This window comes from Tumebacillus sp. BK434 (assembly GCF_004340785.1).
Lineage (GTDB): Bacteria > Bacillota > Bacilli > Tumebacillales > Tumebacillaceae > Tumebacillus_A.
In genome coordinates this window covers 98,509-117,506 of sequence record NZ_SLXS01000003.1, presented here as the reverse complement: position 1 = coordinate 117,506, position 18,998 = coordinate 98,509, and the positions used below count along the sequence as shown (strand labels likewise).

At 58.3% G+C, this 18,998-nt stretch carries 24 protein-coding genes; 15 read left to right on the top strand and 9 right to left on the bottom strand.

Annotated features, from left to right (window positions below; translation table 11 throughout):
- Positions 1-78: 78 nt before the first annotated feature.
- The gene (locus tag EV586_RS08790; protein WP_165898452.1) at positions 79-1,899 is read left to right on the top strand and encodes an ATP-binding protein; all 1,821 of its coding nucleotides are present in this window, start codon (positions 79-81) and stop codon (positions 1,897-1,899) included.
- Between the two features lie 64 nt (positions 1,900-1,963).
- On the opposite strand, the gene EV586_RS08785 is transcribed toward EV586_RS08790, so the two are convergent.
- Both EV586_RS08785 and EV586_RS08780 read right to left on the bottom strand, forming a co-directional pair.
- Complete coding sequence (locus tag EV586_RS08785; RefSeq protein WP_132944726.1) at positions 1,964-2,788, bottom strand: Cof-type HAD-IIB family hydrolase; 825 nt, start codon at positions 2,786-2,788, stop codon at positions 1,964-1,966.
- Complete coding sequence (locus EV586_RS08780) at positions 2,761-3,030, bottom strand: hypothetical protein (RefSeq protein WP_132944725.1); 270 nt, start codon at positions 3,028-3,030, stop codon at positions 2,761-2,763. The genes EV586_RS08785 and EV586_RS08780 overlap by 28 nt, the downstream gene beginning before the upstream one ends.
- A gap of 105 nt (positions 3,031-3,135) precedes the next feature.
- Here EV586_RS08780 and EV586_RS08775 point away from each other — a divergent pair, with 105 nt between their 5' ends.
- From EV586_RS08775 to EV586_RS08745, 7 genes are all read left to right on the top strand, one after another.
- The gene (locus EV586_RS08775; protein WP_132944724.1) at positions 3,136-4,500 is read left to right on the top strand and encodes a sigma-54 interaction domain-containing protein; all 1,365 of its coding nucleotides are present in this window, start codon (positions 3,136-3,138) and stop codon (positions 4,498-4,500) included.
- 151 nt (positions 4,501-4,651) lie between these two features.
- The gene (locus EV586_RS08770) at positions 4,652-6,031 is read left to right on the top strand and encodes a tryptophanase (RefSeq protein ID WP_132944723.1); all 1,380 of its coding nucleotides are present in this window, start codon (positions 4,652-4,654) and stop codon (positions 6,029-6,031) included.
- A 101-nt stretch (positions 6,032-6,132) separates the two neighbouring features.
- Positions 6,133-6,450, top strand: coding sequence for a DUF4870 domain-containing protein (locus EV586_RS08765; protein WP_165898450.1), 318 nt, complete (start codon positions 6,133-6,135; stop codon positions 6,448-6,450).
- A gap of 44 nt (positions 6,451-6,494) precedes the next feature.
- Complete coding sequence (locus tag EV586_RS08760; RefSeq protein WP_132944721.1) at positions 6,495-6,707, top strand: hypothetical protein; 213 nt, start codon at positions 6,495-6,497, stop codon at positions 6,705-6,707.
- A 116-nt stretch (positions 6,708-6,823) separates the two neighbouring features.
- Entirely contained in the window at positions 6,824-7,054 is a 231-nt protein-coding gene (locus tag EV586_RS08755; RefSeq protein ID WP_132944720.1) for a hypothetical protein, read from the top strand.
- Between the two features lie 131 nt (positions 7,055-7,185).
- Complete coding sequence (locus EV586_RS08750) at positions 7,186-7,968, top strand: hypothetical protein (RefSeq protein ID WP_132944719.1); 783 nt, start codon at positions 7,186-7,188, stop codon at positions 7,966-7,968.
- Between the two features lie 21 nt (positions 7,969-7,989).
- Positions 7,990-8,757, top strand: coding sequence for a hypothetical protein (locus EV586_RS08745; RefSeq protein ID WP_132944718.1), 768 nt, complete (start codon positions 7,990-7,992; stop codon positions 8,755-8,757).
- A 45-nt stretch (positions 8,758-8,802) separates the two neighbouring features.
- On the opposite strand, the gene EV586_RS08740 is transcribed toward EV586_RS08745, so the two are convergent.
- The 4 genes from EV586_RS08740 to EV586_RS08725 form a co-directional block, all read right to left on the bottom strand.
- Positions 8,803-9,429 (bottom strand): cyclodeaminase/cyclohydrolase family protein, encoded by a 627-nt coding sequence (locus EV586_RS08740; protein ID WP_132944717.1) that lies wholly within the window; start codon positions 9,427-9,429, stop codon positions 8,803-8,805.
- Positions 9,416-10,294, bottom strand: a complete 879-nt coding sequence (locus EV586_RS08735) for a bifunctional 5,10-methylenetetrahydrofolate dehydrogenase/5,10-methenyltetrahydrofolate cyclohydrolase (protein ID WP_132944716.1) — start codon at positions 10,292-10,294, stop codon at positions 9,416-9,418. The genes EV586_RS08740 and EV586_RS08735 overlap by 14 nt, the downstream gene beginning before the upstream one ends.
- 173 nt (positions 10,295-10,467) lie before the next feature.
- Positions 10,468-11,496 carry a cytochrome d ubiquinol oxidase subunit II gene (locus EV586_RS08730; RefSeq protein ID WP_132944715.1) on the bottom strand — a complete coding sequence of 343 codons (1,029 nt, stop codon included), beginning with the start codon at positions 11,494-11,496 and terminating at the stop codon, positions 10,468-10,470.
- The gene (locus EV586_RS08725) at positions 11,493-12,827 is read right to left on the bottom strand and encodes a cytochrome ubiquinol oxidase subunit I (RefSeq protein WP_243652989.1); all 1,335 of its coding nucleotides are present in this window, start codon (positions 12,825-12,827) and stop codon (positions 11,493-11,495) included. Before EV586_RS08725 ends, EV586_RS08730 begins: the two co-directional genes overlap by 4 nt.
- Before the next feature lie 203 nt (positions 12,828-13,030).
- Here EV586_RS08725 and EV586_RS08720 point away from each other — a divergent pair, with 203 nt between their 5' ends.
- On the top strand, positions 13,031-13,519 hold the full coding sequence (locus EV586_RS08720; RefSeq protein ID WP_165898448.1) for a thioredoxin family protein: 489 nt from the start codon (positions 13,031-13,033) through the stop codon (positions 13,517-13,519).
- Positions 13,470-13,940 carry a MauE/DoxX family redox-associated membrane protein gene (locus EV586_RS08715; RefSeq protein ID WP_165898446.1) on the top strand — a complete coding sequence of 157 codons (471 nt, stop codon included), beginning with the start codon at positions 13,470-13,472 and terminating at the stop codon, positions 13,938-13,940. The genes EV586_RS08720 and EV586_RS08715 overlap by 50 nt, the downstream gene beginning before the upstream one ends.
- A 21-nt stretch (positions 13,941-13,961) precedes the next feature.
- Here the strand turns inward: EV586_RS08715 and EV586_RS08710 are convergent, their stop codons facing one another.
- Genes EV586_RS08710 through EV586_RS08700 form a run of 3 tightly spaced genes read right to left on the bottom strand, consistent with a single transcriptional unit; the run spans position 13,962 to position 15,043 of the window.
- Positions 13,962-14,531: a manganese catalase family protein gene (locus EV586_RS08710; RefSeq protein ID WP_132944712.1), complete on the bottom strand. Its 570-nt coding sequence runs from the start codon at positions 14,529-14,531 to the stop codon at positions 13,962-13,964.
- A gap of 15 nt (positions 14,532-14,546) precedes the next feature.
- A complete protein-coding gene (locus EV586_RS08705; protein ID WP_132944711.1) occupies positions 14,547-14,819 on the bottom strand; it encodes a spore coat protein CotJB in 273 nt (90 codons plus the stop codon).
- Positions 14,816-15,043 carry a spore coat associated protein CotJA gene (locus EV586_RS08700; RefSeq protein ID WP_132944710.1) on the bottom strand — a complete coding sequence of 76 codons (228 nt, stop codon included), beginning with the start codon at positions 15,041-15,043 and terminating at the stop codon, positions 14,816-14,818. Before EV586_RS08700 ends, EV586_RS08705 begins: the two co-directional genes overlap by 4 nt.
- Positions 15,044-15,176: 133 nt before the next feature.
- Between EV586_RS08700 and EV586_RS08695 the strand changes: the two genes are divergently transcribed.
- The 5 genes from EV586_RS08695 (at position 15,177) to plsY (ending at position 18,934) form a co-directional block, all read left to right on the top strand.
- Positions 15,177-16,169 (top strand): GNAT family N-acetyltransferase, encoded by a 993-nt coding sequence (locus EV586_RS08695; RefSeq protein WP_132944709.1) that lies wholly within the window; start codon positions 15,177-15,179, stop codon positions 16,167-16,169.
- 92 nt (positions 16,170-16,261) lie between these two features.
- On the top strand, positions 16,262-16,735 hold the full coding sequence (gene greA, locus EV586_RS08690) for a transcription elongation factor GreA (protein ID WP_087457229.1): 474 nt from the start codon (positions 16,262-16,264) through the stop codon (positions 16,733-16,735).
- Positions 16,736-16,747: 12 nt separating this feature from the next.
- Positions 16,748-17,182 carry a GNAT family N-acetyltransferase gene (locus EV586_RS08685; protein ID WP_132944708.1) on the top strand — a complete coding sequence of 145 codons (435 nt, stop codon included), beginning with the start codon at positions 16,748-16,750 and terminating at the stop codon, positions 17,180-17,182.
- Positions 17,183-17,318: 136 nt separating this feature from the next.
- Positions 17,319-18,215 carry a C40 family peptidase gene (locus EV586_RS21305; protein WP_207893877.1) on the top strand — a complete coding sequence of 299 codons (897 nt, stop codon included), beginning with the start codon at positions 17,319-17,321 and terminating at the stop codon, positions 18,213-18,215.
- Positions 18,216-18,352: 137 nt separating this feature from the next.
- Positions 18,353-18,934, top strand: coding sequence for a glycerol-3-phosphate 1-O-acyltransferase PlsY (gene plsY, locus EV586_RS08675; protein ID WP_132944707.1), 582 nt, complete (start codon positions 18,353-18,355; stop codon positions 18,932-18,934).
- Positions 18,935-18,998 lie beyond the last annotated feature (64 nt).

Below are 18,998 nucleotides of genomic sequence, written 5' to 3'. Positions count from 1 at the left end.
CATTACAGGAAGGATTTGATATGCTGTGCGTCAAATTTAACAGAAGAGTAAATTCTTCCAAGTGTGGGGGGAGACATGGTGGTTGAATCAATCCTAAAAATTTTTTGGAAGGATCTGGGTGCTTATCTGCATGAAGATGAGTACTTCACATACTCCCAACACATTCGGGAATTGGTCGGTTATGTGGATGAAATCATCGCGACCGGCGAGCGGAACGAAGGGGCTTGGGAGCCGTTTTTCGAATATGGACGGGCGTACGGCCATCGGCTGGCAACTCGCGGTTTGCAACTGGAGATCATGTTGGAAATGGGCAACATGTTCCGGGAATCGATCTTGAACCACGTCTTTCATAATCATCAGCTGAAACTGCATGAACAAGATGCGTTTGGAAAAATACTCTATATATCCGCTAAGATCAATACGTATATGAACAAAATTGTGCTCGGCTTTCATCGCGCCGAGCAGGAGGTAGCCGAGCAGGCCATTGCTGCGCGCAGTCATCAGGTGCTGAACCACCTGCCGTTTTCGATCGTCGTGTATGACAAGGAGGGCCGCCTGCAGTTTGCCAACTCGGTCGCGCTCGATCCGACCGGGCTGTCGTATGACCAGGTGATCGGCAAGACGCGTTCGGAGCTGAAGCAGATGTTCAGCCGCTCCTCGGAGCCGGAGAACATCTGGCGCAAGGTGATGAACGGCGAGCGCATCCGCTGGCGGGCCAACGTGCCGAGCAAGGTCAACGATTTGGAGCAGGTCGACAAAGAGATGATCCCGCTGTTCGACGAGACGGGCGAAGTCGACGGCTCGATGACGATTCTCTATTCGCCGGTCACAGAAAAAGAGCGCCTGTATAACCTGCACAAGCAGTTTTCATTCGTGCTGAACTCGATGAACAGCGGGCTGTTGATCTTGAATCAGGACTTTTCGCTCACCGCCTACAACAAAAAGGCGGAGGAGATCTTCGGCCTCGCTGCCGAGCAGGTGCTGGGCACGTCGCTGCTCGATCTGTACAACCGCTACACAGGCAAAGATATGAGCGAATCCAAGCTGAACTCGGCGATGAAGCGCGGGCTGCCGATTCGCGATCTGGAATATAAGATCGAAATCAACGGCCGCTCGCTGACGATCCGCATCGACGGCAACCCGATCAAAAACACGCAGGGTCAGCCGGTCGGCTACATTTTGATCATCGATGACCAGACCGAGCTGCTCGCGATGCGCGAGGCGATGATGCGCAATGAAAAATTCGCCCTGATCGGCCAGTTTGCGGCCGGGATCGCCCATGAGATTCGCAACCCGCTGACGACGGTGTTCGGCTTTTTGCAGCTGTTTGCCTCGAAGTCGGTGCAGCCGGACAATTTTCATGATCTGACCGTGAAGCTTTTGATCCCGGAGCTGGACCGGGCAAATACGATTTTGTCAGACTTCCTGATGGTGTCGCGCCCGCAGGCTCCGCAGCGGCAATCGGTCTGCACGGAGACGTTTTTGGCCGATGTGCTGCGGCTGGTCGAGTCGGAAGCGAACCTGCGCGGGGTGATGCTCGAAGTGGAGGTGCCGGACGATCTGCCGCGGCTGAACCTCGACGTGCAACAGATGAAGCAGGTGTTTCTCAACCTGTGCAAAAATGCGTTTGACGTCACGCCGCCGGGCGGCACGCTGATGCTGCGTGTGAAGGTGGAGAACCAGGCGGTGGTGTTCGAAGTGATCGATGAGGGGCCGGGGATTCTGGCGGAAGACTTGTCGCATATCTTTGAGCCGTTCTATACGACGAAAGAGCACGGCACCGGTCTGGGACTGCCGATCTCGCACCGCATCATCGAAGGGCACGGCGGCATGCTCACCGTGCGCTCCACCGAAGGGGTCGGGACGACGTTTGCGATCGGGATTCCGTTTGCGCAATAGAGACAGCAAAGCCTCCGCATATTTCGCGGAGGCTTTTTTGTGAAGGAGCGTGGCGCTGGTCTGGTCAGGTGCGCAGGCTGCAGGACCGGTTCAGGATGAACTGCTGCACGCCATGCAAAATGCCGTCTTCCCGGACGTGCCGGGTGACTTGCTTGGCCACGGCGAGCAGTTCCGGGGTGGAATTGCCCATGGCGATGCCGAGTCCGACATGCCCGATCATCTCCAGATCGTTGTTGCCGTCGCCAAACGCGGCCGCCTGCTCAACCGGGATGTTCAAGTGGTCGAGCAGCTTCTGCACTCCGGTTGCTTTGTTGACGCCAAGCGGGTTGAGATCGAGCGCCGAAGTCCGCCAGCGGTGCAGATAGAGCTGCTCTTGCAGGTGCGCCGTATAAGGCGCCTCCTCTTCCTGCGGCGCGAACAGGATGCACTGGTAGATCTCCGGGAGCGTCTCCGCCTGTTCGAAAGGCAAAGGTTCCAAAAAGCCAATTTCGCGGTCCGCCGCCGTGAAGTGCGGGCAGTCGGCGATCGCGCGCGTGGAGTAGATGTTTTGCCCGCCGTAGAGCAGCAGGGTGTGGCCGGGCGTGGTCTGCGCCAGGCGGACCCACTCGCGAATCTGCTCTTTGGCAAACGGCGTGCCGGTCACCGTTTGGCCGTGCCGGCCGACATGGGCGCCGTTGCAGGTGACCGCCCAGTCGATACCGAGCTGCTCGCGGACCGCATGCATCTCATATTCGGGACGTCCGGTGGCGAGGACGGGGATGATCGCATGCTCTTTCAGCAAAGAGATCGCCTGGCGGGCGGAGTCCGGGATCTGTTTGTCTGTCATCAGCGTGCCATCAACATCAAAGAAGACGATACGGATCATTGCGGCAGCCTCTGCGTGTACCATCTGTCGCTAAACTCCTGCGCCGCCACGCGGTATTTGCGCCCGTCTTCGAGCAGGACGAGATACGCGCTTTCCAGCATCCGCCCCATGTCGTCCGCTTCGATCGGTCCTTCCCAGCGCATTCCGTCCAGCGTCTCCACGTCAAACAACTGCATCCCGCCATTCAAAAACGCCACCCGCGCGGTCGCCACCTGCATGGCCCGCTCCCCGCGCGGCTGGATGTGTACTGTCGCCTGATAAGACATTTCGGGTTCACCTCGCTGTCCATGATACCACTTCCCTGTGCGCGTTGGTACCCGATACAGCTGAGGAATCTGCTACAATAACAGAAGTGAGAAGGAGGGACGGACATGGGAATGAACGAGCTGATGCACACGGCGGCTGCGGTGTTGGATCATGTGTACGACGGGGTGGCGGCGATCGATGACCGGGGGAAGATCGTCTATGTGAACCCGGCGAATGAGCGGATCACCGGGCTGAAGCGGGAAGAGCTGGTCGGGCGGCAGGTGAAAGACGCGATCCCCAGCGCCCACATCCTCGACGTGCTGGTCACCGGGGAACCGGCGATCGGCGTGCGAACGAAAGTCGGAGAACGGCCGGTCGTCTCGAACATCGTGCCGGTGCGGGAGGCCGGCCGGCTGCTCGGCGTGGTGTCGGTGTTTCGAGATGAGACAGAGCTGCACAACCTCGCCCGCCAGCTGTCACAAGCGAACGAAACGATCGAACAACTCGCCCGCCTCGTCGATCCGGAAGGGCGCGGCGGTATGATCACCGGCGAAAGCGAAGCGATGCAACGAGCGCTCGCCCTCGCCACGAAAGCGGCCCGCGTCTCGTCTCCGGTGCTGATCCAAGGCGAGAGCGGCACCGGCAAGGAAGTGCTCGCCCGCTACATCCACGACCAGAGCCCGCGCAAGTCGGAGCCGTTCGTGCCGATCAACTGCGCGGCGATCCCGGAGCAGTTGCTCGAAAGCGAACTGTTTGGCTACGAAGAAGGCGCTTTCACCGGCTCCAAGAAAGGCGGCCGCCCCGGCCTGTTCGAGCTCGCCGACGGCGGCACCTTGTTCCTCGATGAGGTCGGGGATATGAGTCTGCACCTGCAGGCCAAACTTCTGCGTGCCATTCAGTTTCAGGAGATTCGCCGCGTCGGCGGAACGGGCACTAAGCAGGTCGACGTGCGCTTTTTGTTTGCCACCCACCACAACCTGCGCGAAAGCGTCGCCGCCGGGACGTTCCGCGAAGACCTCTACTACCGGATGGAAGTGGTCTCAATCCACCTCCCGTCCCTGCGCGAACGGCAAGAGGACATCCCGGTGTTCGCCGTGCACGCGCTGAGCAAGATCACCAAGAAACTCGGCTTGCCTCCACTTAAGATCGGACAGAGCGCCATGCAAGCCTTTCGACGCTACGCGTGGCCCGGCAACATCCGCGAGCTGGAAAACGTGCTGGAGCAGGCGGCGATCCTCGATGAGGACGGCGTGATCGAGCAGAATGACCTGCCCAGACGATTCGGCGACCGCGCCGGCCGCCACAGCGAAGAGCCGATCTGTCTCACATGCAGCGACGCGTTTCCCACCCTCGAAGAGATGGAGGAAAAGCTGCTCCGCCATGCTCTGCGCAAGTATGTCACCAAAGGAGAAGCTGCCGTCGCCCTCGGCGTCTCCCGCGCGACGCTGTATCGCAAATTAGAAAAATACCACCTGACCGAGGATATCTAATCTCATAATGAGACGATGCGTCTCAATTTGATACAAAAACTGCGCAGACACCATCTCCCACCCCCGCTAGATCAAGGCAAAGTAGTTGGCATGATTTTTGCAAAAACTATGGGGCAGTGAACAGAATAGGGCTGAAGGAGAGATCACACAGATGCGCACAGCAGAACCGTATCGCATTAAAATGGTAGAACCGATTCGTTTGATCCCGCAAGAGGAGCGCGTGGCGAAACTGAAAGAGGCGGGATACAACCCGTTTTTGCTGCGTTCTGAAGATGTCTATATCGATTTGCTGACCGACTCCGGCACCGGAGCGATGAGCGACGCGCAATGGGGCGCGATGATGCTCGGCGACGAATCGTACGCCGGCTCGAAAAGTTTTTATAAATTGGAAAAATCGGTCCAGGACGTGCTGGGCTATAAATATCTGATCCCGACCCATCAGGGACGCGGGGCGGAACAGGTGCTGTTCCCGCTGGTGATCAAGCACTCCGGGCAATACGTGCTCGGCAACATGCACTTCGATACGACGAAAGCGCACATCGAGCTGGCCAAGGGCCGCGCGGTCAACTTCGTCATCGAGGACGCGTACGACTCTTCGACCTACCATCCGTTCAAAGGCAATTTCGACCTCGAGAAGATGGCTGCGTTCATCGCCGAGCAGTCGGCCGAAAACATCGCCTTCATCCTGATCACCGTCACCTGCAACTCGGCCGGGGGCCAGCCGGTGTCGATGGAGAACATCCGCGGCGTCCACGAGATCGCCCGCAAGCATAACATCGCACTGTTCTTCGACGCGGCGCGCTTTGCGGAGAACGCGTATTTTATCAAACAGCGCGAAACCGGCTATGAAAACAAATCGGTGCCGGAGATCGTCCGCGAAATGCTGTCTTACGCGGACGGCTTGACCATGTCGGCGAAAAAAGACGGTCTGGTCAACATGGGCGGCATGATCGCGATCAAAGAGGACGAAGAGCTGTTCAAAAAATGCCAGTCCTACGTCGTGCCGTTCGAAGGCTTCCCGACCTACGGCGGGCTGTCCGGACGCGACATGGAAGCGCTGGCGCAAGGCCTGCGCGAAGGCGTCGAAGAAGACTATCTCGCACACCGCATCGGCCAGGTCGAATACCTCGGCGAGAAGCTGCGCGAGATCGGCGTGCCGATCCAGTATCCGACCGGCGGACACGCTGTGTTTGTCGATGCGAAAGCGCTCCTGCCGCACATCCCGAACTTGCAGTTCCCGGCACAGGCGCTGGCCAACGAACTGTATCTGGAAGGCGGCATCCGCGGCGTCGAAGTCGGCTCCTTCCTGCTCGGCCGCGACCCGGAGACGCGCGAAGAACTGATCTCGCCGATGGAGTTCCTGCGCCTGACCATCCCGCGCCGCACGTACACCAACAACCACATGGACTTTATCGTCGATACGTTCAAAGAGATCATGGCGCGCAAAGACCAGATCCGCGGCGTGCGTTTCACGTACGAGCCGGAGATTCTGCGCCACTTCACCTCGCGCCTCGCACCGGTCGAAGCCTAAGCGGACGCAATGGCGAAACAGGACTAACTTTGACGAAAAGATGAAACTTTTACGCCCCCGACTCGTATGTATTACCATACCAGAAAGGGGCGTTGTTGTTAGTGTCTACCGAAAGCAAAGTATTAGCGGTCTTATCGCATGTATCGTACTTCTTCTTGCCGATCATCCTCCCGGTGATCGTCCTCTTGGTGAAACAGGATGACCCGTATGTCAAACACCATGCCAAACAGTCGCTCATCTTCCATGCTGCGATCATCGTCGCGACGCTGATCGCATGGATTTTGACTCTCCTGCTGATCGGTTTCCTGCTCTTGCCGGTGATCTGGATCGCCGGGCTTGTCTACACGATCATCGCGATCATCCGCGCCGTTGACGGCGAGTACTACCGCTACCCGCTGGCGGGTAATTGGGTGAAGTAAAGGCAAAGCTAACTAGCATCCTGTGCGAAAAGGGGTGCTGCATGATGGACAACAGGCAGAACACGCTGGACGCGATCTGGGACGGGCTGCAAGAGCTGCCGCGCATGGAGCTCAACCAGCTGTTCGCGACACTCGGTCTGTCCAAATCGATGTATGCCAAACTCGAGGATCAGGACGCGCGCAAGATGTTCCTCGGTCTTGCCACCCGCCTGGACGACGACACATTAGGTGAAGTGGTGCAGTTGGTTCGGGCGTAGCACGGGGGAAGGGGGCCGTGCGGCCCTCTTTTTTCTTGCGCTTGCACACAACTGCATAGGTCGGCAGCGGCTGCTAAATACTACCTGTACCGAAGTTGCTATGGAGGTGCAGCGAGTTGAATCCTTACGCATGTCCGAATTGCCGCAACAAGATGAGGTTTCACATCTGCGATCAGAACCCGGTGTCGGTCAAACTGAACCCGCAAACTGGCGAAGTGCTGGCGTACATCGACCAAAACGATTTGATGGCGCACCCTTACAAAGGGGAGTCGCGCCTGGTCGAGTGCGCCGTCTGCGGGCTGGACGGCGCGGAGCTCCTGTTCGTCAAAGCCGCACAGCGGATGTAAAAAAGTACCGCCTCATCAACCTTTTGGGGGATGAGGCGGTTTTTTACGTTTTTGTCAAAGAAAATTCATGCTATACTAAACTGAGCTTGAAATCATGCTTTTTACTCATTTTCTGAAAGGTGGATTCTTTCTTGCTGCGAAATATGTTTAGCATTTTGTTCCGCCCGCAACAGACGGTCGACCGGCTGCTCGAAGAGCGCAGATTCGGCCAGTCCTGGGGCGCAACCTGGTTTCTGATCGTCATCAACCTGGTGGTGCTGCTCGGGGTCGGGGTCTGGATGACCGGCGAGTTCAACGACATGATGGAACTGATCGATCCGTACGGCGAAGCAGGGATCGACACGTCGGCGCTGATGCTGATCTGGGTGATCGGCGGCGTCGTCGCGATTCTCTCGACGGTGGTCAGCCTGATCTTGTCCCGTTTCTTCTTTAAATGGCTGGTCGTGCTGGGCATTCGCATGGTCGCCTCCCGCGAGTATCCGACCGACCCGGAAGAGCGCCGTGAAAAGGGACGCCTCGTCGAAATGATCCAGCCGTACACGATGTGGATCTACGTGCTGGCGTCGGTGGTCAGCTTGCTGTTCCTGCCGCTGTTCTTCGATATGAGCTCGTTCATCGAAATGATCGAGATGAGCGAAATGGGCGGTGAACCGACCACCGACATGATCACGATGTTCATCGGCTTCTTTATCTGGAGCGGGGTCGTGCAGCTGATCTCCTTGGGGCTGTTCATCTACATGATCGTCGTCCGCGTGTTTGCGCTGAAGAAGATCTACAACATCTCCGCTGCCAAAGCGTTTTTCGGCCCGTTTATCACTTACATGATCGTCTACGTTGTCTTGTTTGTACTGTATATCGTGTTTGTGACCGCGCTTGCGTTGATCCCGGCGATCGTCGATCCGAGCATGGTCTAAGCAGCGCAGGAGGCGTACACATTGAACGCGTTGTCCTCCCTGTTTCAGATCTTGTTCCGGCCCCATGCCGTGTTGGATGATTTGCTGTTTGAAGGCGATCTCAGGAAATCCTGGCGGGCGACCGGCCTGCTCGCCTGCTTGGATGCGCTGATCATGCTGCTCGTCGTGCTCGGGCTGGTCATCCTCGTGCTGGCCGTCCCGGAAATTCGCGAAGACCCGCTGGAAAACGTCGGCATCCCGAAGGCGATCGTGGCCTTGCTCCTCGTGTTGGCAGTGCCGGTGGTGTTTCTGCTATCCTGGCTCGTCCATGCGGTGTCCCGCTATTGGTTTTCCGGGATGGTGCGCCTCGGGCTGCGAGTGTCTGCGGGCGCCTACTATCCGCGCGACACTGAGGAGCGGCGGGAAAAAGGCCGTCAACTGCAGCTGATCCATCCTTATACGGCCGGCATCAGCTGGATTCCCTCTCAAGCGGTCCAACTGCTGTACTTGGCGACCCTTTTCGGCGGCGTGCTGGTGCAGTCGGTGTCACCCAGCCTGGAACCGCCGCTGCTCTGGACGATTCTGATCTTGATCTTTGCGCTCCTGAACTATGTGGTTCCGTTCGGCAGCCACATCTACATGGTCATCGTGCGCGTGATGGCGATTCAGAAGTTGTACGGGATCTCCGGAGCGCGTGCGTTCTGGGGGCCGTTTCTAATCTATGCGCTGCTCTATGGGGGACTGTTCGTGCTGGTGATGGGCTTTGCAGCTTGGAGCTTCATGACCGACGTGCACACGGTCCTCTACTGACCAAGAGAAAGCCGCCTCTTCCCAAGGAAGAGGCGGCTTTTGTTGTTAAGCCAAACGCTTACGGACGGTGGTGACGATCTGGTCTTTCAGCGGGGTGATGCTGTTCAACAGCGCGTCGCGCTCCGCTGCGTAGGCCGATTTGCGTTCGAGGTCTTTCAGGCCGGGCAGGTTCATGTCGACGGTGAGCAGTGCCGATTGCGCCGCCGATTCCAGCAGCAGGGCGGCGATGCCGAGGTCGGAGATGACGTTTTTGTTCGCCGTCTCTCCAATGGTCGCCGAAATCTGCAGCGCGTCGAGGCAGAGCCGGGCGAGGCGCATCGGCACTTCGGTCGCGTGGATCGACGCTTCCTGCAGCGCCTGCGAGCGGGCCGCTTTTTGCTCATCGGTGTCTTTCGGCAGTTTCAATGCGGCCATGTAGCGGTCAAACGAAGCCATGTCCGCTTCGAGCAGCTGCTCAAACTGGCCGATCGCTGCGGTCATCCGTTCAACTGCTGCCGTCATGTTCGCTTCGACGTCGGCAAACTTGGCACCTTGGGTCAGGTTGCCGACCATCGAGGTCATCGAGGCGCCGAGCGCCGCGACCAGCGCGGCGACCGAACCGCCGCCCGGCGTCGGGGAGTTGGATGCCGCTTGGGTGAGGAAGGAGCGGATGGTTGTATCAAACGTTGCCATTGAGGTTGACCTCCTTGGTGCCCAGGTTCTGCAAGCGCATCGCCTGCATCAGGTTGGCGAACAAGAGGGCGGTGGTGACCGACCCCACGCCGCCCGGCGTCGGGGACATGCCGGCGACCACATCGATCACGTCCGGTGCCACATCGCCGGTGATGCCGCCGTCGTCCGTCTCGTTGATGCCGGCGTCGATGATCAGCAAGTCAGGGTGCACCATGTCTTTCGTGACGAGGTTCTTGCGGCCGACCGCGACAAAGGCGATGTCCGCCTTGCGCAGATGCGCGCCGATGTCCGGGGTGCGGGAGTGGCAGACGGTGACCGTCGCGTTTTCCCGCAAGAGCAGGTGGATCAGCGGCAGCCCGACCGTTTCGCCGCGGCCGACCAGCACGACGTTTTTGCCGGCGAGGGTGTGGCCGTAGTGCTTGAGCAGCAGGATGCACGCTTGCGGCGTAGCCGGGTAGAGGCCCGGCGTGCCGGCGACAGTCGCGAGCAGGTTCTGCGGATGCAGCCCGTCCACGTCTTTGCAGGGTGTGATCGCCGAGGTCGCTTTTTTCGTATCGATGTGCTTGGGCAGGGGCAGCTCCAGCATGATGCCATGTACTGTCGGGTCGTCGTTCAGTTGCCGGATGCTGGTGAGCAGCTCGTCTTCACTCACATCGCTTGGGAAGGAGTGCAGTTCATAGTCGATGCCAAGCTTCTCCGCCGCTTTGCCTTTCGCCTGCGCGTAGTGATAGGAAGCGGGGTCGCCTTCCACCAGCAGCACCGCCATCTTTGGGGTGTGGCCTTGCGCTTTCAAGGTGTTCACAACTTCTGTAACTTCTGCCCGGATGGCGTCTGCCACCGGCTTGCCTTTGAATGCTTGTGCCATCGTCTCGATCCTCCTGAAATAGCGAACGATTTATTATGTGGTACGAAGCAATGTTCGATATTTTCTGTTGTAACCGATTATACACGTCCATTTTCTGCTTGTCGACCCTTCTAAAAACGAAAAACGACCTCAATCTCGTATAGCTTTTCCAAGAGAGGTCGCTTTTCGTCCTGTCAGACGTTTTTGGTCTTGCCTTTGACATAGGTGTCGGAGAAGAGGAACAGCCAGGCGAGGACGCAAAGACCCGGGATCAGCACCAGATAGCCGAGTCCGAGCGTCCAGAACAGATAGGTGGCCATCGTCGGGTTGACGAACGCCTCCTCGATGTTCAGGATCGGATAGAGCAGATACGGCATGTGCGAATACCCGTACGCCGCCACTGCCGCCGCGTATTGCCCGATCACGAGCAGGAAGCTGAGCCCCGGCCATTTGCCGCGCTGCAGGAGCATGTAGGCGTTGACGAACAGGAAGCCGGAGAGCAGCAGAAGCCACGAATAGTCGGTCGACATCGCCAAAAAGTGTTCCGGGCGGTGATTGGCGAGCGGGAGCAGGATGAACGCCCCCGCGCCGAGCGCAGGCAGTCCGGTATTCAAGGCGACCAGGCGGAATTTTTCCCGGGCGACCGTGTTGCCGGCGCGGGCGGCGTAGAAGTGCAGGAACACGGCCGACACGAACAGGACGCTGAGCAGGGCGAACAGCACAAATGTCCACTGCAGCGGGCTTTTCAGCACTTCGCCAAACAAGAGCCGGAGCTTCCCGTCCTGCTCGACGACAAACCCGCCTTCTGAGACGGGGATGATGCTGACCAGCACCAATGGCAGCAACAGCCCCGTCACCGCCTGCAAAAACACGGCGAGCTTGCTGCGCACTTTCGCGTAGTGGAAGTAGGCGAAGAACGTGCCTTTCAAGATCAGCAAGAGCAGGGCGATCGTCCCCGGCAAGAGCAGCACCGTCCCGTACACGTAAGCGCTGCGCGGGAAGAAGCCGACCAGCCCGACGACGAAAGCGATCAGAAAGACGTTGGTCACTTCCCAAAACGGTGAGAGGTACTTTTCGATCACCTCTTCCACCTCGTGCGGCCACTTGCGCAGCCGCGCCCAGAAGAGCAGGAACCCGGCGCCGAACTCCACCGACGCCAAGATGATGTAGGAGAACAGAAACAGCCAGAGCAGCGAGATCGCCAGTTCAGGTGTCGTCATCATCGCGGGAGCCCTCCTCCGCCGTGGATCTTCAGGTAGTGCGGATCTTGCTCAACCGGCCGTTTGCGGAAGAAGCGGATCATCACAAAGGCGGTCGCCAGCGCGATCAGGAGATAAATCAGCACAAAGAGGAAAAAATACTCACGAATCCCGGTCATCGAAGTGACTGCGTCTTCCATCTTCATCACGCCGTAGATGATCCACGGTTTGCGGCCGATCTCCGTGAAGATCCAGCCGCATTCCATCCCGACGATGCCGACCGGACCGAGCAGCACCGCCAGCCGGAGCATCCAGTTGGAGAAGGTATAGCGCCCCCAGAGGAACAGGGCGGAGAGCAGGATGCCGAACACCCCGGCGCCGACCATCACTTGGAACATGTAGTGAATCTCCACCGGCGGCTGCAGCTCTTGCGGGAAAGCGTTCAGCCCCCGCACCTCGGCATCAAAATCGCCGAAAGAAAGGAAGGACAGCAGTTTTGGCAGTTCGACCTTGTAGTGAATCTCCTGCGTTTCCTTGTCGACCAGCCCGCCGACGAGCAGCGGAGCGCCTTTTGTCGTTTCAAAAAGGGCTTCGGCAGCGGCCAGCTTTTCCGGGTTGTAGGCGGCCATGTATTTGGCCGACACGTCGCCGGCGATCGCGGTCAGAATCCCCGTGACGAGGGCGAGGCTCATCGTCAAGGTCAGCGCTTTCTTCATGTAGGAGATGCGCTTTTTGCGGAACAGGATGAAAAAGGCGGTCAGCGCAGCCAAGGCGCAGGCGGTGGTGAAATAGGACGACGAGAGCACATGAAACACTTTGCTCGGTGTTGCCGGGTTCAGAATCGCTGCCAGCGGGTCGATGTCGACCAAGTGGCCGTTCTCGATGCGGAAGCCGGCCGGCGCGTTCATAAAAGCGTTGACGGTGGTGATCAAGGCGGCCGACATCGACGAGCCGATAATCACCGGCAAGGAGAACAGCCAGTGCAGATAGGGGTTCTTGAAGCGTCCCCACGTATACAGATAGATCCCAAGAAAGATCGCTTCGAGGAAAAACGCAAACGCTTCCATCATAAAAGGGAGGGAAATCAATTCGCCGGCCAGCTCCATAAAGGACGGCCACAGCAAGTTCAGTTGAAAACCGATCGTCGTGCCGGTGACAACGCCGACGGCGACGAGGATGACGAAGCCTTTCGACCAGCGTCTGGCGAGCAGGATGTATTCCGGGTCCTGCTTGCGAATCCCGATCAGCTCGGCCAAGGAGATCAAGACCGGGATGCCGACGCCAAGCGTGGCGAAAAAGATGTGAAACCCGAGTGTAGTACCTGTCAAAATGCGGCTGAACAGCAGATCGATCATCAAAGCCACACCCTTTCTCTCTCTATTAGAAGCCCATCTGCCTTTAGCTTACGCCAGCCGCTGGGGGCAAACAACGCCTCTGGAGAGTGCGGAATGAACACTTTGTGAAATGAATCACAAATAGAAACTGCAAGCAGGACGAAGGATCGAGTTCATCGAAGTATATGAGTGTCCTTTTTAAAATAGAGGAGGTTCTTGATCCCATGAGCAAAAAAGATCGCAATCAACAAAAACGCGATTTGAAAGCGTTGCGCCGCGAGCGCGAGTTGAAAAAGAAAAAGCGCATGCCGATCATCTTCGGCGCGGTCGTCGCCGTGATCATCGTGCTGATCGGCGCTGTCGTGCTGTCCAACATGTACGACGAGAACCGTCAGCAGCAGGAATCGCTGTACCAAAATGAGATCGTGACCGGCGAGATGGAGAAAAAGATCGCGAACAAGGAAGACTTCTTCGCCTACTTCTACCAGCCGAGCTGCGAACACTGCAAAGTGGTGTCTCCGATGCTGATGCCGCTGGCCAAAGAGCTGAAGAAGCCCCTGTTCCCGGTCAACATTTACAACAAGAGCGAAGTCTGGAGCAAATACTCCGTCCAAGGCACCCCGACGTTGATCCACTTCCAGGACGGCAAGGAGGTTGGACGAGTTGTCGGCGAACAACCGAAAGCAACCTTCGAAGAATTCCTCAAGAAGTAAGACCGTCAAGTGGGTGATTCTTGCCCTGCAGCTCGTGCTCGCTGCGATCTTCCTCTGGTCGGCGGTGTCGAAGTTCATGGACATCTTCACCTTTGGCGAGATCTTGCGCTCGTACAAGCTGCTGCCCGCTGCGCTGATCAAGCCGCTGGCGATCCTGCTGCCGATCGCCGAGTTTTTCGTAGGCGTTGGCCTCTTGATCCGCCCGGCGGTGAACTATGCCGCCTGGGGCGTGATCGCGCTGTCGCTGGCGTTCATGATCGGACTCATTTTCAACTACGGTGAAGTGCTGCCTTACGGGTGCGGCTGCTTCGGACCGGAGGAAGCGGCGGCGGTCGGCATCTGGGATGTCGGCAAAGACGTGCTGTTTATCGCCGGAGCTGTGCTGTTGCTGGTCTTGAACCGCAAAAAAGCCCTTGCCTAGTCGCAAGGGCTTTTTATGTGATCAGAAGACTTTTTTGCGGTCGCGCTCTTCCTTGAGGATCTCGACCGCTTCGCGGAAGCGCAGCGAATGGATCACTTCGCGTTCGCGGAGGTAGGCGAGCCCGTCTTTGAGATCAGGATCGTCGGTCAGGTCGATCAGCCATTGGTAGGTCGCGCGCGCTTTTTCTTCTGCTGCAATGTCTTCATACAGGTCGGCGATCGGATCGCCTTTGGCCGTGATATGACGCACGGAGAAGGGGACACCGGCCGCATTGACATAGAAGAGAGCGCGGTCATGATCGGCGTAATGGGGATCGAGTCCGGCCTCTTTGATCTGTTCCGGGGTGGCGTCTTTCATCAGTTTATAGACCATCGTGGCGATCATTTCCAGATGGGCGAATTCCTCGGTGCCGATGTCGTTTAAGACACCGATGACTCTGTCCGGCACGGTATAGCGCTGGTTCAGATAGCGCAGCGCCGCGGCGAGCTCGCCGTCTGCGCCGCCGTATTGCTCCAACAGCAGTTTCGCCATGCGCGGGTCGCATTTCGACACGTGGACCGGGTATTGCAGTTTCTTCTCATAAATCCACACGTGGTCGTTCCCTCCCTACACTTGCCACGGCCAGGGTGCCTTTCCCCACTCGAACGGATCTTTGGAGTAGGAGTTGCCAAAACCCTGCAGCGGGCCAAAATTTGCATCGAACTGCTGTTTGAGCTGCTGCTTCTTGTGGGCATACAAGTTATATTGTTCGATCGCCTTCCGATCGGTGGGATGCGTGTCGAGGTACAGGTTGAGTTCTACCAGCACGAAGTCGACCGCCTGCAGATCCAGCAGGAGCTTGTAGTACTCCTCCGGCATCTGATGTTGGTGATGTGTCATCGCTTCTCCACCTTCTTTCCTTCTACGCGCCCGTGATACGGGTCGTAGTACATCGGCCAGAGCGTTCCTTTCATCAGCGCTGTGTAAGGGTCGAATTGCGGGAGATTGGGCGGCTGCACAGGCACATAGAGCTGAGGAGGGGTCTGGTAGGTCTTGGGCGTGATCGGCGGGCAGGGATCAAATGGCGACACATACGGTTCGTATACTTTACGAAGGGTAAACATGCGGACACAACCTCCCGTTGTCGTGTTATCCACACAGTATGCAGGGACAGACGCACAGGACACAGGTCTAGATGAATTTGGGCGGAACTGGTAAAATGATCCTACTTAGCCAGAACAGGTAGAAAGTGAGAGGATGAATTCATTGATCGATGTGACGTTGCGCCCGATGCGTGTGCCTGATGATTACGAGGCGGTGGCCCGCCTGATGCAAACGACTGCCGACGATTTGGCTCAAGGGGACCGGCAGACCCCGAAAGCGGACTTGCCGAAGGTGGATGAACACGGACGGATCTGCGGCTTTTACCGCACGCGCATAGTGGCGGTAGACCTTGCAGACCGAGTGGTCGGCTATGTGGCGTCATGGCGTGCGCCGTGGGCGGTGCCGGGGACGCTGGGCAGCCATCTGGTGGTCGACCCGAATCTGCGCGGCCAAGGGATCGGAACGAAGCTGTGGGAACATCTGGCCGACTGGAGCGAGGGGCTCGCAGCACACGTTTTGTATGCGGAAATTGCAGAGACCGACCGCGCTGCGGTCTCGTTCGCGCAACAGCACGGCTTTGCGGTCGACCGCCATCTGTTCCAGTCGCGGCTGGAGTTGGCGGCCGGTGCGGAAGTGCCTTTTGCCGAGAGCGTGGAGCGGGCTCTCACAGGCGGTATCCGCTTCGTGACGGGTGCGGCCGTCTGGGAAACGGTGTCCCAAGCGGCCTTGTACGAGCTGTTTGCTTTGACCTGCCGCGACAACCCGGCGATGCTGACCCCGCCGACGTTCGACGAGTGGCAGGAAGCGGTGCGGGCTTGTCCGCCGCAGTATCTGTTCCTCGCGCTGGACGGCGGCCGTCCGGTCGGGCTGACGCAGCAGCTGCCGTTGGAAGATGGCGGGCTGTATAACGAATACACGGGCGTCGACCCGGCGTATCGCGGCCGGGGGATCGCTCTGGCGCTGAAAGTGCTCTTGCTGGCGGAGGCGAAGCGGGGCGGAGTGACCTATCTGCTCACCGACAACGACGCAGAGAACCATCCGATGCTCGCCGTCAACCGCAAGCTCGGCTATGCAGCTGCGCCCGGAACGTACCGGATGATCAAGCTGCTGCGCCAAGAAGTGGAGAATGAAACAATGTTTGTCTAGCGGCTTCTTGCAAGATATAATGGAGTACGTGTATTAGGAATCGTCTCCTGTAACACTCTATTGGGAGTAACAATTTCCAGAGGAGGAACGAAATGAGCGACAAAGAGGTATTTCTGACCCGCGAAGGGCTCATGAAATTAGAGGAAGAACTGGATTTTCTGAAAAGCAGCAAGCGCAAAGAAGTTGCGGAACGGATCAAGATCGCAGTTTCTTATGGTGACTTGAGTGAAAACGCAGAATATGATGCAGCTAAAGATGAGCAGGCGTTCGTCGAATCGCGCATCGTGCAGCTGGAGAAAATGATGCGCAACGTGCGGATCATCGAGCCGGGTGGCGATGACAAGTCGATGGTTGCGATCGGTTCGACTGTCAAGCTGAAAGAATTGCCGGACGGCGATTTTGAAACCTATACGATTGTTGGTTCCACCGAATCTGATCCGTTTGACGGCAAGATTTCCAACGAATCTCCGATCGGGTCGGCGGTGATCGGGCGCACTGTCGGCGACAAGATCACGGTCAACACGCCGGGCGGCCAGATCGAATTCGAAGTTGTCGAGATCGTTTAGGGGCGCTCAGGTTTGATTCGAGGAGCCACCGCCGAGGACAGAGCGGCTATCCAGCGACTGTATGAACACCTGTGCCCGGAGGAACCGGTTCGCGTGATCGCGTCCCGCATCGAAGCGATTTCTGAAGACCCGCACCATTTTCTCCTCGTGCATGAGACGGACGGTATGGTGGATGGCAGCGTGTTTGTCAACTTTTGCCCGGACCCGATGTTTGGCACGCTTCCGTACGCCGTGGTGGAGAATCTGATCGTCGACCCGGAGCAGCGGGGGAACGGCATCGGCCGACGCCTGATGGCAGAGGTCGACAACCTGGCGCGTGAGCAGCGGGCGACGAAGATCATGCTGAACAGCCGGAAGCATCGTCAGGATGCACACCTGTTTTTTGTGAAGCAAGGGTATGACGGCGACGTTTCCTGCGCGTTTAAGAAGAGTATGGTCACCAAGTAACGGACGGCTTGGCTGCAGGTGCAGCCAGGCCGTTTTTTTGTGATTCGCAAATTTGCAGGCTAGTCCGCCCGCAGAGGCTGAATATCTTGTTACGAATGCTCTGGTAGTTCCATTTTAGGTTTCGGGGAGGTCGAGAATGGAGAATTGGAAAAAAGGTCTGGTCATCGGTCTCTTCTCGTCCATGCTGCTTGAGCAGCACGCCGTCGCGGCCAGCGTCGGGCTGAAGCGCGCAGATGCCACGGTGCAGCACAGGACCGGGCTGGCGATGCCGTTGCTGGCTCTGCAAGAGGTCCCGCCGTATCCGGCGGCGACGGCAAAGATTGAAGAGCTTTGGCAAGAGCGGGCGGCCCTGGCGTGGCAGCCGTTTGTGCCCGCTCCGGAGGCGGACGTGTCAGAAGGGATTGCCAGCCGGTTGGTGCTGGCCGAGCTGGATGTTCACGAGATCGGGGAGCAGGAGGAAGCTGAGGAAGCGGTGCTCGCCGACGCGCAGCTGCCGAAGCTGGCGAGCCGCAGCGGGGTGAAGTTGCCGCCTTTGGTGCCGCCGAACATGCAGGAAGCGGTCGCGGAGCGGCCAGCGCCTGCGCAGGAGGTGCAGCCGCAAGCTCCGCAGGGCAGTCAGCCGGTGAGCAGTCCGGCGCCGACGCTGCAGCCCGGTTCGGGAGCGGTCGCGCCGCAGGGCGGCAAGGCGGTGGCAGTGGCGATGCAGTACCAGGGCGTGCCGTATCGATACGGGGGCACGACGCCTGGTGGATTTGATTGTTCCGGCTTTATCCAATTCGTTTATCAGCAGTTGGGCGTCGAGCTGCCCCGTACAACGTATGCGCAGCTGGGCGCGGGGGTGCAGGTCTCGCAGGCGAATTTGCAGCCGGGCGACCTGATTTTCTTCTCCTGCGGCGGTGTGGCGACGTCGCATGCGGGAATTTACATCGGCAACGGGCAGTTCATCCATGCGGATGCGGACCGCGGGATCATGGTGGCAGCGCTCGACAATCCGTACTGGTCGGGCGTATACCAGACGGCGGTGCGCATCTGATCGAATATGAGGCATCTGTTGAGGAAGCCAGCGACTTGACCGGCCGGATGAGTTCCCGGCCGGTTTTGTGCTACAATAAGCGGTAAGAGTTCCAAAAATGGACATGCCTTGATGAGATGAAGGAGGCACACGTTTTCATGACAGTGTTATGGTTACTGATCATCAGCTATCTTCTCGGTTCGATCCCAACCGCCTTGATCGTCGGCAAGCTGGGCTACGGCGTCGACATCCGCACCGTAGGCAGCGGCAATCTGGGCGGCACGAACACCTTCCGGTCGCTCGGCTTCACGGCAGGGCTGATCGTGACGGTGATCGACGTGTTGAAAGGGACGGCCGCTGCGGCGTTGCCGTATACGATGAACGTCGATCTGCACCCGATGATCGCAGGTCTTCCCGCCGTGGTCGGGCACTGCTTCCCGATCTTTGCCGGCTTCCGCGGCGGCAAAGCGGTGGCGACGTCGGCAGGCGTCCTGCTGCTGGTCAGCCCGCTGTGCTTCGCTGTGGCGGCGGTCGGCTTCTTTGGAAGCTTGTATCTGTCCAAGTACGTCTCGCTGGCCTCGATCCTGGCCGTGATCTTCGCCCATACTTATGCGATCTTCTACGGTGACAAGATCCTCTCCATCGTCACCTTCGCCCTCGTCGTCTTCATCCTCTGGATGCACCGCGCCAACATTGAGCGGATTGTGAACGGCTCCGAGCGAAAGATCTCGTGGATGTAGTGAGAATCCCAACCTCAGTCCTTGTGTAGGATTGAGGTTTTTAAGTTCTTGCTTTCTAACTCCC